The sequence below is a fragment of the Pseudomonas sp. D4-21 genome (genome assembly GCF_051132125.1).
GTDB lineage: Bacteria > Pseudomonadota > Gammaproteobacteria > Pseudomonadales > Pseudomonadaceae > Aquipseudomonas.
In genome coordinates this window covers 2,170,216-2,184,553 of sequence record NZ_CP071664.1, presented here as the reverse complement: position 1 = coordinate 2,184,553, position 14,338 = coordinate 2,170,216, and the positions used below count along the sequence as shown (strand labels likewise).

The 14,338-nt window shown below is 60.3% G+C and carries 13 protein-coding genes; 10 read left to right on the top strand and 3 right to left on the bottom strand.

What is annotated here, in order from left to right; all coding sequences use genetic code 11:
• Positions 1 to 11: 11 nt before the first annotated feature.
• Entirely contained in the window at positions 12 to 719 is a 708-nt protein-coding gene (locus J3Q04_RS09915; protein WP_420765876.1) for an arginyltransferase, read from the top strand.
• A gap of 157 nt (positions 720 to 876) precedes the next feature.
• Positions 877 to 1,095 carry a translation initiation factor IF-1 gene (gene infA / locus J3Q04_RS09910; protein ID WP_002553999.1) on the top strand — a complete coding sequence of 73 codons (219 nt, stop codon included), beginning with the start codon at positions 877 to 879 and terminating at the stop codon, positions 1,093 to 1,095.
• A gap of 237 nt (positions 1,096 to 1,332) precedes the next feature.
• On the opposite strand, the gene clpA is transcribed toward infA, so the two are convergent.
• Together clpA and clpS are read right to left on the bottom strand one after the other, a co-directional pair.
• The gene (gene clpA / locus J3Q04_RS09905; protein WP_030141337.1) at positions 1,333 to 3,603 is read right to left on the bottom strand and encodes an ATP-dependent Clp protease ATP-binding subunit ClpA; all 2,271 of its coding nucleotides are present in this window, start codon (positions 3,601 to 3,603) and stop codon (positions 1,333 to 1,335) included.
• 29 nt (positions 3,604 to 3,632) lie between these two features.
• Positions 3,633 to 3,995: an ATP-dependent Clp protease adapter ClpS gene (gene clpS, locus J3Q04_RS09900; RefSeq protein WP_030141336.1), complete on the bottom strand. Its 363-nt coding sequence runs from the start codon at positions 3,993 to 3,995 to the stop codon at positions 3,633 to 3,635.
• Between the two features lie 227 nt (positions 3,996 to 4,222).
• Between clpS and cspD the strand changes: the two genes are divergently transcribed.
• A complete protein-coding gene (cspD, locus tag J3Q04_RS09895) occupies positions 4,223 to 4,537 on the top strand; it encodes a cold shock domain-containing protein CspD (RefSeq protein ID WP_434559587.1) in 315 nt (104 codons plus the stop codon).
• A gap of 73 nt (positions 4,538 to 4,610) precedes the next feature.
• Here cspD and icd read toward each other — a convergent pair whose 3' ends face one another.
• A complete protein-coding gene (gene icd, locus J3Q04_RS09890; protein ID WP_434606539.1) occupies positions 4,611 to 5,867 on the bottom strand; it encodes an NADP-dependent isocitrate dehydrogenase in 1,257 nt (418 codons plus the stop codon).
• Positions 5,868 to 6,347: 480 nt separating this feature from the next.
• Here icd and J3Q04_RS09885 point away from each other — a divergent pair, with 480 nt between their 5' ends.
• The 7 genes from J3Q04_RS09885 to J3Q04_RS09855 all read left to right on the top strand — a co-directional run bounded on the left by J3Q04_RS09885 (position 6,348) and on the right by J3Q04_RS09855 (position 14,186).
• The gene (locus tag J3Q04_RS09885; RefSeq protein WP_434606542.1) at positions 6,348 to 8,573 is read left to right on the top strand and encodes an NADP-dependent isocitrate dehydrogenase; all 2,226 of its coding nucleotides are present in this window, start codon (positions 6,348 to 6,350) and stop codon (positions 8,571 to 8,573) included.
• 198 nt (positions 8,574 to 8,771) lie between these two features.
• A complete protein-coding gene (locus J3Q04_RS09880) occupies positions 8,772 to 9,218 on the top strand; it encodes an NUDIX hydrolase (RefSeq protein WP_434606544.1) in 447 nt (148 codons plus the stop codon).
• A gap of 59 nt (positions 9,219 to 9,277) precedes the next feature.
• The gene (gene mnmA, locus J3Q04_RS09875) at positions 9,278 to 10,402 is read left to right on the top strand and encodes a tRNA 2-thiouridine(34) synthase MnmA (protein WP_434606547.1); all 1,125 of its coding nucleotides are present in this window, start codon (positions 9,278 to 9,280) and stop codon (positions 10,400 to 10,402) included.
• Positions 10,399 to 11,022 carry a high frequency lysogenization protein HflD gene (hflD, locus tag J3Q04_RS09870; RefSeq protein ID WP_039592880.1) on the top strand — a complete coding sequence of 208 codons (624 nt, stop codon included), beginning with the start codon at positions 10,399 to 10,401 and terminating at the stop codon, positions 11,020 to 11,022. The genes mnmA and hflD overlap by 4 nt, the downstream gene beginning before the upstream one ends.
• A gap of 124 nt (positions 11,023 to 11,146) precedes the next feature.
• The gene (gene purB, locus J3Q04_RS09865) at positions 11,147 to 12,517 is read left to right on the top strand and encodes an adenylosuccinate lyase (protein ID WP_434606550.1); all 1,371 of its coding nucleotides are present in this window, start codon (positions 11,147 to 11,149) and stop codon (positions 12,515 to 12,517) included.
• An 84-nt stretch (positions 12,518 to 12,601) separates the two neighbouring features.
• Positions 12,602 to 13,768 carry a JmjC domain-containing protein gene (locus tag J3Q04_RS09860; protein ID WP_420765870.1) on the top strand — a complete coding sequence of 389 codons (1,167 nt, stop codon included), beginning with the start codon at positions 12,602 to 12,604 and terminating at the stop codon, positions 13,766 to 13,768.
• Positions 13,761 to 14,186, top strand: coding sequence for a GNAT family N-acetyltransferase (locus J3Q04_RS09855; protein WP_420765869.1), 426 nt, complete (start codon positions 13,761 to 13,763; stop codon positions 14,184 to 14,186). Before J3Q04_RS09860 ends, J3Q04_RS09855 begins: the two co-directional genes overlap by 8 nt.
• The last annotated feature ends 152 nt before the right edge of the window (positions 14,187 to 14,338 follow it).

Here is a 14,338-nt window from a genome sequence, read left to right as displayed (position 1 = left end):
GAGGGTTGATCATGACCGAGTTGGCGCGCTTGAAGTTTTATGCCACTCAACCTCACTCTTGCAGCTACCTGCCAGAGGAGCAGGCCACGACCCTGTTCCTCGATCCCAGCCAGCCCATGGATGTGCATGTCTATGCAGACCTGTCGGAGATGGGGTTTCGTCGCAGCGGCGATCACCTCTACCGGCCCCATTGCCAGCATTGCAATGCGTGCGTGCCGGCGCGCATTCCCGTGGCCCGCTTTACCCCGAACCGGCAGCAGAAGCGTATTTTCAAGCGCAACGCCGATTTGCAGGTGCGCCCGGCCAAACCGCAGTTCAGCGAAGAATATTTCGACCTGTACCAGCGCTACATCGAACAGCGCCACGCCGATGGCGACATGTACCCGCCCAGCCGGGACCAATTCTCGACCTTCCTGGTGCGCGACCTGCCGTTCTCGCGTTTCTATGAGTTCCGCCTCGACGGGCGGCTGGTGGCCATCGCCGTCACCGACCTGCTGCCCAACGGCCTGTCGGCGGTCTACACCTTTTATGAGCCCAACGAGGAAAAGCGCAGCCTGGGACGGTTCGCGATCCTTTGGCAGATCAACGAATGTCGGCGCCTGGGCCTGGAAGCGGTGTACCTGGGCTACTGGATCAAGAACTGCAAAAAAATGAACTACAAGACCCAATATCGGCCCATTGAATTGTTGATCAACCAGCGGTGGGTTGTCCTGAACTAGGGGCCGCTCGTAGTTTGCGCCTTATCCATGCGCCGCATTCATTGAGTTACTCCTAAGAACCCCTTGGCTTGCCCCCCCTTTTTCGGGCACAATGCACGCCGCTTTTGCCTGGCGCAGTTGCACCGGGCCATTCACTGGATACCGAGGGCTTTACTGCATGTCGAAAGAAGACAGCTTCGAAATGGAAGGCACTGTCGTCGACACCCTGCCCAACACCATGTTTCGTGTGGAGTTGGAAAATGGGCACGTCGTAACCGCGCATATCTCCGGCAAGATGCGCAAGAACTACATTCGTATTCTTACCGGTGACAAAGTGCGCGTCGAGCTGACGCCCTATGACTTGAGCAAAGGGCGCATCACTTACCGCGCTCGCTAACAAGTCAATACAAAACGCCCGGCTCATGTCGGGCGTTTTTGTTTGCCTGGGTTTTGCTCCAACCATCCACATCACACAGATCCTGTGGAAGCGAGCCTGCTCGCGATAGCGTCGTCACAGTCGGTATTGATGTTGACCGATCCTCCGCCATCGCGAGCAAGCTCGCTCCCACAAGGATTTGGGCTGGACAGCAAAAAGGCGCCTTTCGGCGCCTTTTTATTTTGCTGCAGCTAACGATCAAGCCATCTCGGCCGTGGTTTCGAAGTCGAAGGTCAGCTCGCCGTCCTTGATGTCGATGTGAACCACACCGCCATGCTCGGCCAGTTCGCCAAACAGGATCTCCTCGGCCAGCGGACGCTTGATCTTGTCCTGAATCAAGCGAGCCATTGGCCTTGCGCCCATCGTCACATCGTAACCACCTTCCGCGAGCCAGCTGCGCGCCGCATCGGTGACCTCCAACAGCACACGCTTGTCTTCGAGCTGCGCCTGGAGTTCGGTAAGGAACTTGTCCACCACGCTTTTGATGACCTCATGACTGAGGCGACCAAACTGGATAATGGTGTCCAGGCGGTTGCGGAATTCAGGCGTGAAGCTCTTCTTGATCACTTCCATCGCATCGGACGAGTGGTCCTGATGGGTGAAACCGATCGAAGCGCGCGCGGCGGTTTCGGCACCGGCGTTCGTGGTCATGATGATGATCACGTTGCGGAAATCCGCCTTGCGCCCGTTGTTATCGGTCAGCGTACCGTGGTCCATGACCTGCAGCAGCAGGTTGAAGACTTCCGGATGCGCCTTCTCGATCTCATCGAGCAACAGCACGCAGTGAGGCTGCTTGGTGATTGCCTCGGTCAAGAGACCACCCTGGTCGAAACCGACATAGCCTGGAGGCGCACCGATCAGACGCGATACGGTATGACGCTCCATGTACTCGGACATGTCGAAGCGCACCAGCTCGATACCCATCGCCTTGGCGAGTTGCCGAGCCGCCTCGGTCTTGCCGACACCGGTAGGCCCGGCGAACAGGAAGGAACCGACCGGCTTGTCCGGCGACTTGAGGCCTGCACGAGACAGCTTGATCGCAGTGGACAGCGAGTCGATCGCCGCGTCCTGGCCGAACACCGTCAGCTTCAAGTCGCGCTCCAGGTTACGCAGCAGTTCCTTGTCGGAACTGGTGACGTGTTTTGGCGGAATCCGCGCGATTTTGGCGACGATGTCCTCGACTTGCGGCACCTCGATACGCTTGACGCGATTCTCCACCGGCTGCAGACGCTGGTAGGCGCCCGCCTCGTCGATGACGTCGATGGCCTTGTCCGGCATGTGCCGATCATTGATGTAGCGTGACGCCAGCTCGGCAGCGGCGCGCAATGCCTCGTCGCTGTATTCGATGTTGTGGTGCAGCTCGAAACGCCCTTTCAGGCCACGCAGGATACCGATGGTGTCTTCCACCGAAGGCTCCGACACGTCGACCTTCTGGAAACGCCGGGCCAATGCACGGTCCTTCTCGAAAATCCCACGGAATTCCTGGAACGTGGTCGAGCCGATGCAACGGATATCGCCCGAGGACAGCAGCGGCTTGAGCAGGTTGGACGCATCCATGACCCCGCCCGACGCCGCCCCGGCACCGATAATGGTGTGGATCTCGTCGATGAACAGGATCGCCTGCGGCCGCTTCTTCAGCTCGCCGAGCAGCGCCTTGAAGCGCTTCTCGAAATCGCCCCGGTATTTGGTACCGGCCAGCAAGGCACCCAGGTCGAGGGAATACACCACGCTGTTGGCCAGCAGGTCTGGCACCTGGTTATCGACGATGCGCTTGGCCAGGCCTTCGGCGATCGCGGTCTTGCCCACGCCCGCTTCGCCTACAAGCAATGGGTTGTTCTTGCGGCGCCGGGCCAGGATCTGCGCAACGCGCTCGACTTCCGCCTCGCGCCCGACCAGCGGGTCGATACGGCCCTGGCGAGCCAGTTCGTTCAGATTGCTGGCATACGCGTCCAGCGGATTGCCTGATGAAGAAGACTCGCCGCCCTCGTCATCCTGCATGTCCTGCTCACCTTCGGAATGATCGCCATGCCCCGGCACTTTCGAGATGCCATGGGCGATGTAGTTGACGACATCGATACGCGCAACGCTCTGTTGCTTGAGCAGGAACACCGCTTGGCTTTCCTGCTCGCTGAAAATGGCAACCAGCACGTTGGCGCCGGTGACTTCGCGCTTGCCCGAGCTCTGCACATGAAAGACAGCACGCTGCAGCACACGCTGGAATCCCAGGGTTGGCTGGGTTTCGCGATCCTCGTCGTGGACGGGGATCAGTGGCGTGGTGGAGTCGATGAACTCCTGCAGGTCATGCTTGAGTTTGTCGAGGTTCGCGCCGCAGGCACGCAAAACGGTGGCGGCAGCCTCGTTATCCAATAGGGCCAACAGCAGGTGCTCGACGGTCATGAATTCATGACGCTTCGAACGAGCCTCCTTGAAGGCAAGATTGAGGGTGACTTCGAGCTCGCGGTTTAACATGGCTTCACCTCATACCCAAGTGGTCGGCGTTAACCGTCCTTCTCGATTTCACAGAGTAGCGGATGCTGGCTTTCCCGGGCGTACTGGTTGACCTGCATGGCCTTGGTCTCCGCAATGTCGCGGGTAAACACACCACATACTGCCCGTCCCTCTGTATGAACGGCCAGCATGACCTTGGTCGCCAGCTCGCGATTCAGGTTAAAAAACACCTCGAGCACTTCGACGACGAAATCCATCGGTGTGTAGTCATCGTTGAACAAAACCACCTTGTACATCGGTGGAGCCTGTAAAGCGGGCTTTGATTCCTGAACAGCAATGCCCGCTGAATCGTCATCATGTTGATCCGGGCGATCCTGATTGAATGTTAGTCGAATCTGGCTGATTGCATGCATGGAAAGAAAGGTTCGTTTAGTTGGCAAATACAGTGATGGGGCCGCTTGCGAGCGATTTCAACCGCTACCGCCCGATCACCTTGACTAACGGTGAATCGGTGTTACAACCAATAGAGCCCACCGTGGGTTAAAAAGGTCCGCAAAGTCAATCCGATTTCTTATTTGATCGACAGCGGATGATCAGGATGATACTCCGTTGCAGGGGTGTGTTGCAGAGGGAAAATGGTATGTCAGGTACCACCAGTATGCGAGTCAAGGGAAAGGTCAAGTGGTTCAACAACGCCAAGGGCTATGGTTTTATTATCCAAGACGGGAAGGACGAAGACCTCTTCGCTCACTACTCTGTGATCCAGATGGAAGGTTATAAAACCCTGAAGGCAGGTCAGCCGGTGACGTTCTGCATGATACAAGGGCCAAAGGGTACACATGCCGTTGAGATTTGCCCGGTTGCCGTGGACGTCGACCCCAACAGCACCGAGGCCAGCGTAAAGCCAGCACCGATCAAGGTCCGCCTCAAGCCGCGGGTAACCGAAGACCACTAGAGCCCGGCCCCAACCCATAAAAAATGCCCGGTTTCGATCACTCGAACCGGGCATTTTTGTGTTCAGGCTTCGCTTACATATGGGAAATCAGCGCATCGCCGAAACCGGAAGACGACACCAGCTTGGCACCGTCCATCAGGCGTTCGAAGTCATAGGTCACGGTCTTGGCCGAAATCGCGCCGTTGGTGCCCTTGATGATCAGGTCGGCCGCCTCGGTCCACCCCATGTGGCGCAGCATCATTTCCGCCGAGAGGATCAACGACCCCGGGTTCACCTGGTCCTTGCCCGCATATTTAGGCGCGGTGCCGTGGGTGGCCTCGAACATTGCCACGGTGTCGGACAGGTTGGCGCCCGGCGCGATACCGATACCGCCCACTTCAGCCGCCAGGGCATCGGAGAGGTAGTCGCCGTTGAGGTTCAGGGTCGCGATCACGTCGTATTCGGCCGGGCGCAGCAGGATCTGCTGGAGCATGGCGTCGGCGATGGCGTCCTTGACCACGACATTCTTCCCGGTCTTCGGATTCTTGAAGTGCATCCACGGGCCGCCGTCGAGCAGGGTCGCGCCGAACTCTTCGGCCGCCACCTCGTAGGCCCATTCCTTGAAGGCACCTTCGGTGAACTTCATGATGTTGCCTTTGTGCACGATAGTCAGCGAATCGCGATCATTGTCGACGACATATTGCAAGGCCTTGCGTGCCAGGCGCTTGGTGCCCTGCTTGGAGACCGGCTTGACGCCGATGCCGCAATCTTCGTCGAAACGGATCTTGGTGACGCCCATTTCCTCTTTGAGGAACTTGATCACCTTGGTGGCTTCGGCCGAACCGGCCTTCCACTCGATACCGGCGTAGATGTCCTCGGAGTTCTCGCGGAAGATGGTCATGTCCACATCGCCCGGTTTCTTGACCGGACTCGGGACGCCTTCAAACCAGCGCACCGGGCGAAGGCAGACATACAGGTCGAGCTGCTGGCGCAATGCAACGTTCAGCGAGCGGATACCGCCACCGACCGGCGTGGTCAGCGGGCCCTTGATGGAAACCACGTAATCCTTGACCGCGTCCAGGGTTTCCTGGGGTAGCCAGGTGTCCTGGTCGTAGACCTGGGTCGCTTTTTCGCCCGCATAAACTTCCATCCAGGAAATCTTGCGCTTGCCGCCGTAGGCCTTTTCGACCGCAGCGTCCACCACCTTGATCATGACCGGACTGATATCAACGCCAATGCCGTCGCCTTCAATGAAAGGGATGATCGGATTGTCGGGAACATTAAGAGAATGGTCTGCATTGACGGTGATTTTGTCACCGACGGCCGGAACCTGAATCTTTTGATACCCCATGCTGAACTCCATTGCTTGGATTGAACATCTGGCTGCGTTCGAGCGTACCCCAGTTGTATCGGCACGCAAACCCTACGTTCGGCCCATCCCCGGCAATTTAATCAAGTTCGCCGCGTACAAGCCTGAAAACCAAGGGAAAAGCGCCAAATTCGAGCATAGTCCAACTCCCCGGCCTGCGACGTTTAGACCAATGGACGTGTACGGAAGTCTATGAACCGTCGGCAGATCGCCAGCTACCTATGTATAATGCCGCCGCTGACCACAGGGTCACGACGGCTGACGGCTCTATCACGAGACTTTCCGCCACTTTAAAGCCGGACCGTTACCGCGGCCCGACCGCTTGACGCTCGACTGATGCACCCAACATCACCGCGAAGAAACCTCGACATTCGGCTCACGGATGACTTTGAACGAACGCGCTTACCCGGCGCCCCTCGAGTTTCTGCGCATGCTTTAGCAAAGAAGAGAGTTAATCCGAATATGCCCACCCGCTCGAAGATCATCTATACCTTCACCGACGAAGCGCCTGCCCTCGCCACCTATTCGCTGCTGCCGATCGTCGAAGCCTTCACCGCTTCGGCCGATATCGCCGTGGAGACCCGCGATATCTCCCTCGCAGGACGCATCCTGGCCAGCTTCCCCGAGCAACTGGGTGACAAAGCCGTAGCCGACCACCTCGCCGAATTGGGCGACCTGGCCGTCACGCCTGAAGCCAACATCATCAAGCTGCCGAACATCAGCGCCTCGGTGCCGCAACTGCAGGCCGCGATCAAGGAATTGCAGGCCCAGGGCTACGCACTGCCGGACTACCCGGAAACCGTGACCACCGACGCCGAGAAAGACGCTCGCGCCCGTTACGACAAGGTCAAGGGCAGCGCCGTGAACCCGGTCCTGCGCGAAGGCAACTCCGACCGCCGCGCGCCGCTGTCGGTCAAGAATTATGCTCGCAAGCACCCGCATAAAATGGGCGCCTGGGCTGCCGACTCCAAGTCCCACGTCGCTCACATGAGCGCCGGCGATTTCTATGGCAGCGAAAAAGCCGCCCTGATCGACGCCGCGGGCACCGTGAAGATCGAGCTGATCGCCAAGGACGGCACTGTCACCGTCCTCAAGGAAAAAACCACCGTACAAGCCGGTGAGATCCTCGATTGCGCCGTGATGAGCAAAAACGCCCTGCGCAACTTCATCGCCGCTGAAATCGAAGACGCCAAGCAAAAAGGCGTCCTGCTGTCGGTCCATCTGAAGGCGACCATGATGAAGGTCTCCGACCCGATCATGTTCGGTCAGATCGTCGCCGAGTACTATAAGGACGCGCTGGCCAAGCACGCCGAGGTGCTGGAGCAGATCGGCTTCAACCTGAACAACGGCATCGGCGACCTGTACGCGCGCATCAAGGCCCTGCCGGCCGAGCAGCAAGCCCAGATCGAAGCCGACATCCAGGCGGTCTACGCCGTTCGTCCGGCGCTGGCGATGGTCAACTCCGACAAGGGCATCACCAACCTGCACGTACCGAGCGACGTCATCGTCGACGCCTCGATGCCGGCCATGATCCGTGACTCCGGCAAGATGTGGGGCACCGACGGCCAACTGCACGACACCAAGGCTGTTATCCCGGATCGCTGCTACGCCACCATCTACCAAGCGGTGATCGAAGATTGCAAGCAACACGGCGCCTTCGACCCAACCACCATGGGCAGCGTGCCGAACGTTGGCCTGATGGCCAAGAAAGCCGAAGAGTATGGCTCCCACGACAAGACCTTCCAGATCAAGGCTGACGGTGTGGTTCGTGTTTCGGACAACAACGGTCAAACCCTGCTGGAGCAGACCGTCGAGGCTGGCGATATCTTCCGCATGTGCCAGACCAAGGACGCGCCGATCCAGGATTGGGTCAAGCTGGCCGTCAACCGTGCCCGCGCCAGCGCCACCCCGGCGATCTTCTGGCTCGACCCGATGCGCGCCCACGACGGCGTGATGATCGAGAAGGTCCAGGCGTACCTGAAGGACCACGACACCAGCGGTCTGGACATCCGCATCATGTCGCCTGTCGACGCGATGAAGTTCACCCTGGCTCGCACCCGCGAAGGCAAGGACACCATTTCGGTGACCGGCAACGTACTGCGCGACTACCTGACTGACCTGTTCCCGATCATGGAACTGGGCACCAGCGCCAAGATGCTGTCGATCGTGCCGCTGATGAACGGCGGTGGCCTGTTCGAAACCGGCGCCGGCGGCTCGGCACCCAAGCACGTGCAGCAACTGCTGGAAGAAAACTTCCTGCGCTGGGATTCCCTGGGCGAGTTCCTCGCCCTGGCCGCATCCCTGGAACACCTGGGCGCGACCTACAACAACCCCAAGGCGCTGGTGCTGGCCAAGACCCTCGACCAGGCGACTGGTGAGTTCCTGGACCGCAACAAGTCGCCTTCGCGCAAGGTCGGCGGCATCGACAACCGCGGCAGCCACTTCTACCTGACCCTGTTCTGGGCCCAGGCACTGGCCGCTCAGGATGACGACGCAGCCCTCAAGGCGCAATTCACCACCCTGGCGAAGACCTTGACCGACAACGAAGAAAAAATCGTTGCCGAACTCAATGCCGTGCAAGGCAAGCCCGTGGACATCGGCGGCTACTACTTCGCCAACCCCGAGCTGACCAGCAAGGCCATGCGCCCAAGCGCCACCTTCAACGCGGCGATTGCTGCGCTGGTGTAAGGTTGTAAGCAAGCACCACAAACCCCGGCCTTGTGCCGGGGTTTGTGTTTCTACCTTCCCTGAAAACAATCCCCTGTGGGAGCGAGCCTGCTCGCGAAAGCGATATACCATTCAACATTGATACTGAGCCATACACCGCTTTCGCGAGCAGGCTCGCTCCCACAGTGATCTGTACTTCATCTAACAAACGAGGCCCCCATGGACTGGAACCCCCACATCACCGTCGCCACCATTGTTGAAGACAACGGCCGCTTCTTGATGGTCGAGGAATCCAAGGGCGGGCGCGCCGTGCTCAACCAGCCCGCCGGCCACCTGGATCCGAACGAAACACTGATCGAGGCCGCCGTGCGCGAAACCCTGGAAGAAACCGGCTGGGACGTAGAGCCCACCAGCGTAACAGGCATCTATCTGTACACCGCCCCCAGCAACGGCGTGACCTACCAGCGGGTCTGCTTCGCCGCCAAGGCCCTGAAACTCCACCCCGAGTATCAACTGGACGATGGCATCCTAGGCGCCAAATGGCTGACCCGCGACGAACTGCTCGAGCAGCGCGACCGCTGGCGCAGCGAGCTCATCATCCGTTGCATCGACGATTACCTGGCCGGCCATCGCCATAGCCTGGAGCTTATCCGCCCTTCTCTTTAGCCTTGCGCGCCCGGGCCTGATAGAATCGCGTCCTTTTTCAAGACACTCATTGAATTCCTATGCGTGATCCAGCCTCTTCGAACACCCCAAAGCAACGCGTCATCGTCGGCATGTCCGGTGGCGTGGACTCTTCCGTTTCCGCCCTTCTGCTGATCGAGCAGGGTTATGAGGTGGAAGGCCTGTTCATGAAGAACTGGGAAGAAGACGACGGAACCGAATACTGCACCGCCATGGACGATCTGGCGGACGCCCAGGCCGTGTGCGACAAGATCGGCATCAAGCTGCACACCGCGAATTTCGCCGCCGAGTACTGGGACAACGTGTTCGAGCATTTCCTGGCCGAATACAAGGCCGGTCGCACACCGAACCCGGACATCCTCTGCAACCGCGAAATCAAGTTCAAGGCGTTCCTCGACTACGCCATGATGCTCGGCGCCGACCTGATCGCTACTGGCCACTACGTGCGCCGCCGCGACATCGACGGCCGTACCGAACTGCTCAAGGGCCTGGATCCGAACAAGGACCAGAGCTACTTCCTGCATGCCGTTGGCGGCGAGCAGATCGCCAAGACCTTGTTCCCGGTTGGCGAGCTGGAAAAGCCCGAAGTACGCGCGATCGCCGAGAAGCACCAACTCGCCACCGCCAAGAAAAAGGACTCCACCGGGATCTGCTTCATTGGCGAGCGCCGTTTCAGCGACTTCCTCAAGCAATACCTGCCGGCGCAGCCGGGCGAGATCAAGACGACCGAAGGCGAGGTCATCGGCCGCCACCATGGCCTGATGTACCACACCATCGGCCAGCGCCAAGGCCTGGGCATCGGCGGGTTGAAGGACGCCGGCGAAGAGCCGTGGTACGTGCTGGTCAAGGACCTGGAGCACAACGAGCTGATCGTTGGCCAGGGTAACGACCACCCGTGGCTGTTCTCCGGCGCCCTGCTCGCCTCGGACATCTATTGGGTCAACCCGATCGACCTCAGCGAACCGCGCCGCCTGACGGCCAAGGTTCGCTATCGCCAGAGCGACCAGGCCTGCACCTTGGAAAAAACCGAGACAGGCTACCGCGCCACCTTCGATGACCCGCAGCGCGCGGTCACGCCCGGCCAGTCGGTGGTGTTCTACGACGGCGAAATCTGCCTGGGCGGCGGCGTGATCGAAGTCGCCGAGCCATGGAGCAGCAAGGCATGACGCCAATCCAGGAACAACTGACGGCGCTGGGCGGCGTCTTCCTGGCCGCCGTGCTGGTGGACCGGATCGCCAAGACCGGCCAGGCCACCGAGGCCGGCCTGGGCTGCATGCTCGGCAGCCTGCTGGTACGCGACCCCAAGGACACCCTGGAGGTCTACGGTGGCGACGACTTGAACCTGCGCGAAGGCTACCGCGCCTTGATCGGCGCCCTGGAGCGCGACCCCAGCGCCCTGCAACGCGAACCGCTGCGCTACGCCCTGTCGATGCTGGGCCTGGAGCGCCAGTTGGCCAAGCGTGACGACCTGCTGGAAACCATCGGCAATCGTTTGCCGCAGATCCAATCCCAGGTCGAGCATTTCGGCCCGTCCCACGAAAACGTGATCGCCGCATGCGGCGCGCTGTACCAGGACACCTTGAGCACGCTGCGCCAGCGCATCCAGGTGCATGGCGACATGCGCAACCTGCAGCAACCGAGCAACGCCTCGAAGATCCGCGCCCTGCTGCTCGCCGGGATCCGCTCGGCACGGCTGTGGCGGCAGCTGGGCGGCCATCGTTGGCAACTGGTGATCAGCCGACGCAAATTATTGAAAGAGCTTTACCCGTTGATGCGCAACGAATAAGTCGCCTCGACCTGCTTTTGTACCTCTTTACGCGTAACACGCCGGTCAGTTGGCGACGGACCGGCGCTGATTTTCATGTATGATACGCGCCCCATTTCGTTGCCCGACTGTCCGAGAACACCCCATGCAGCTCTCTTCGCTCACTGCGGTTTCCCCTGTAGACGGCCGCTACGCCGGCAAAACCCAGGCCCTGCGCCCTATTTTCAGCGAGTACGGCCTGATCCGTGCCCGTGTCCTGGTTGAAGTGCGCTGGCTCCAGCGCCTGGCCGCCCACCCTGGCATTGGTGAAGTTCCGGCCTTTTCCGCCGAAGCCAACGCAGTGCTGAACGCTCTGGCCGACAATTTCGCCCTGGAGCACGCTGAGCGCGTCAAAGAGATCGAGCGCACCACCAACCACGACGTCAAGGCCATCGAGTACCTGCTCAAGGAGCAGGCGGCCAAGCTGCCGGAACTGGCCAACGTCAGTGAGTTCATCCACTTCGCCTGCACCAGCGAGGACATCAACAACCTGTCCCACGCCCTGATGCTGCGCGAAGGCCGTGACGATGTGCTGCTGCCTCTGATGCGCCAGATCGCCCAGGCCATTCGCGAGCTGGCGATCCGCTTCGCCGACGTGCCGATGCTGTCGCGCACCCACGGTCAACCGGCTTCGCCGACCACCCTGGGCAAGGAGTTGGCAAACGTCGTCTACCGCCTGGAGCGCCAGATCACCCAGGTAGCCGCCGTGCCCCTGCTGGGCAAGATCAACGGCGCCGTGGGCAACTACAACGCCCACCTTTCGGCCTACCCGGACATCGACTGGGAAGCCAACGCCCGCGCCTTCATCGAAGACGAACTGGGTCTGAGCTTCAACCCGTACACCACCCAGATCGAACCGCACGACTACATCGCCGAGCTGTTCGATGCGATCGCACGCTTCAACACCATCCTGATCGACTTCGACCGCGATATCTGGGGCTACATCTCCCTGGGTTACTTCAAGCAGCGCACCATCGCCGGCGAGATCGGTTCCTCGACCATGCCGCACAAGGTCAACCCGATCGATTTCGAAAACTCCGAAGGCAACCTGGGCATCGCCAACGCGCTGTTCCAGCACCTGGCGAGCAAGCTGCCGATTTCCCGCTGGCAGCGCGACCTGACCGACTCCACCGTGCTGCGCAACCTAGGCGTGGGTTTTGCCCATAGCGTCATCGCCTACGAGGCCAGCCTCAAGGGCATCGGCAAGCTGGAACTGAACGAGCATAAGATCGCCGCCGACCTGGACGCCTGCTGGGAAGTCCTGGCCGAGCCGATCCAGACCGTGATGCGTCGCTACAACATCGAAAACCCGTACGAGAAGCTCAAAGAGCTGACCCGTGGCAAGGGCATCAGCCCTGAAGCGCTGCAGACTTTCATCGATGGCCTGGACATGCCTGCCGAAGCCAAGGCCGAGCTGAAAAAGCTGACCCCGGCCAGCTACATCGGCAACGCGGCGGCACAAGCCAAGCGCATCTGACACATCGCTTTACCTTTGAGACGCCCGGCCGCGCCGGGCGTTTTTATTCGCGTCTGAAAAGTATATTTTTTCAATAGGTTACACATGAATCCTGACATTCCACTGCAACTTCTGGGCGGCATCACGGCACGGGAGTTCCTGCGCGATTACTGGCAGAAGAAACCCCTGCTGATCCGCCAGGCGATTCCTGACTTCGAAAGCCCGATCGATGCCGACGAACTGGCCGGCCTTGCGCTGGAAGAAGAGGTTGAATCGCGCCTGGTGATCGAGCACGGCGAGCGTCCCTGGGAGTTGCGTCGCGGCCCGTTCGCCGAAGATGAATTCAGCAAGCTGCCGGAGCGCGAGTGGACGCTGCTGGTGCAGGCGGTCGACCAGTTCGTCCCCGAAGTCAGCGAGCTGCTGGAGCATTTCCGCTTCCTGCCGAGCTGGCGCATCGACGACGTGATGATCAGCTTCGCCGCCCCGGGTGGCGGTGTCGGTCCGCACTTCGACAACTACGACGTTTTCCTGTTGCAAGGCCATGGCAAGCGCAACTGGAAGATCGGCCAGATGTGCGACTCCGAAAGCCCGCTGCTGCCCCATGCGGACCTGCGCATCCTCGCCGATTTCGAGGCCACCGACGAGTGGACCCTGGAACCCGGCGACATGCTCTACTTGCCACCGCGCCTGGCCCACTGCGGTGTCGCCGTGGATGACTGCATGACCTACTCGGTCGGCTTCCGAGCGCCGAGCGCGGCCGAAGTGCTCACCCATTTCACCGACTTCCTCAGCCAGTTCTTGCCGGACGAAGAGCGTTACACCGACGCCGACGCACGCCCCGTCGCGGACCCGCACCAGATCCAGCACGACGCCCTGGACCGCCTCAAAGGCCTTCTGGCCGAGCACATGAGCGATGAGCGTTTGCTGCTGACCTGGTTCGGCCAGTTCATGACCGAACCCCGCTACCCGGAACTGGTGGTGGGCCCGGAATTGGAAGAAGACGACTTGCTGGCCGGCCTGGAACAGGGTGCCGTGATCATCCGCAACCCGAGCGCGCGCCTGGCCTGGTCGGAAGTCGATGACGACCTGCTGCTGTTCGCCAGCGGCCAGAGCCGTTATCTGCCGGGCAAGCTGCGGGACCTGCTGAAGATGATCTGCGCCGCCGACGCGCTGCACATCGAAAACCTCGGCCCATGGCTGGACGATGAAGAAGGCCGCGGCCTTATCCACGAATTGGTCAAACAAGGCAGCCTGGGGTTCGCCGATGAATAAAATTCACGTTCGTGTCGCAGACTGGCAAAAGGATAACGCCGAGATCCGGCGCATTCGTGAAACGGTGTTCATTGCCGAGCAATCCGTACCCCCAGAGTTGGAGTGGGATTCGGATGACCAGGACGCCGTGCATTTCCTGGCCTTCGAAGGCGACTTCCCCATCGGTACCGCGCGCCTGCTGACTGACGGCCATATCGGTCGCGTATCGGTCCTCAAGGACTGGCGCGGTCTGAAGGTCGGCGATGCGTTGATGCATGCAGTGATCGCCGAGGCCGAGAGACGCGGATTGCAACAGCAGATGCTCAGCGCCCAGGTCCATGCCACGCCGTTCTATGAGCGACTGGGGTTTGCGGTGGTCAGCGAGGAATTCCTCGAGGCCGGCATTCCCCATGTGGACATGGTGCGGCGCTCGGCCTGAAACCGCTGGAAGCAGCAACACAATACCCTGTGGCGAGGGGATTTATCCCCGCTGGGTTGCGCAGCAACCTTCAAATCAGTCACTGCGGTGTGTCAGGTTGACGAAATTAGCTTGATTGGGGTTGCTTCGCAGCCCAGCGGGGATAAATCCCC

What these genes read in the sequence shown, in the direction of transcription:
- J3Q04_RS09915 (WP_420765876.1), top strand. Translation starts at nt 12, where the DNA reads ATGACCGAGTTGGCGCGCTTGAAGTTTTATGCCACTCAACCTCACTCT.
- infA (WP_002553999.1), top strand. Translation starts at nt 877, where the DNA reads ATGTCGAAAGAAGACAGCTTCGAAATGGAAGGCACTGTCGTCGACACC.
- clpA (WP_030141337.1), bottom strand. Translation starts at nt 3,603, where the DNA reads ATGTTAAACCGCGAGCTCGAAGTCACCCTCAATCTTGCCTTCAAGGAG.
- clpS (WP_030141336.1), bottom strand. Translation starts at nt 3,995, where the DNA reads ATGCATGCAATCAGCCAGATTCGACTAACATTCAATCAGGATCGCCCG.
- cspD (WP_434559587.1), top strand. Translation starts at nt 4,223, where the DNA reads ATGTCAGGTACCACCAGTATGCGAGTCAAGGGAAAGGTCAAGTGGTTC.
- icd (WP_434606539.1), bottom strand. Translation starts at nt 5,867, where the DNA reads ATGGGGTATCAAAAGATTCAGGTTCCGGCCGTCGGTGACAAAATCACC.
- J3Q04_RS09885 (WP_434606542.1), top strand. Translation starts at nt 6,348, where the DNA reads ATGCCCACCCGCTCGAAGATCATCTATACCTTCACCGACGAAGCGCCT.
- J3Q04_RS09880 (WP_434606544.1), top strand. Translation starts at nt 8,772, where the DNA reads ATGGACTGGAACCCCCACATCACCGTCGCCACCATTGTTGAAGACAAC.
- mnmA (WP_434606547.1), top strand. Translation starts at nt 9,278, where the DNA reads ATGCGTGATCCAGCCTCTTCGAACACCCCAAAGCAACGCGTCATCGTC.
- hflD (WP_039592880.1), top strand. Translation starts at nt 10,399, where the DNA reads ATGACGCCAATCCAGGAACAACTGACGGCGCTGGGCGGCGTCTTCCTG.
- purB (WP_434606550.1), top strand. Translation starts at nt 11,147, where the DNA reads ATGCAGCTCTCTTCGCTCACTGCGGTTTCCCCTGTAGACGGCCGCTAC.
- J3Q04_RS09860 (WP_420765870.1), top strand. Translation starts at nt 12,602, where the DNA reads ATGAATCCTGACATTCCACTGCAACTTCTGGGCGGCATCACGGCACGG.
- J3Q04_RS09855 (WP_420765869.1), top strand. Translation starts at nt 13,761, where the DNA reads ATGAATAAAATTCACGTTCGTGTCGCAGACTGGCAAAAGGATAACGCC.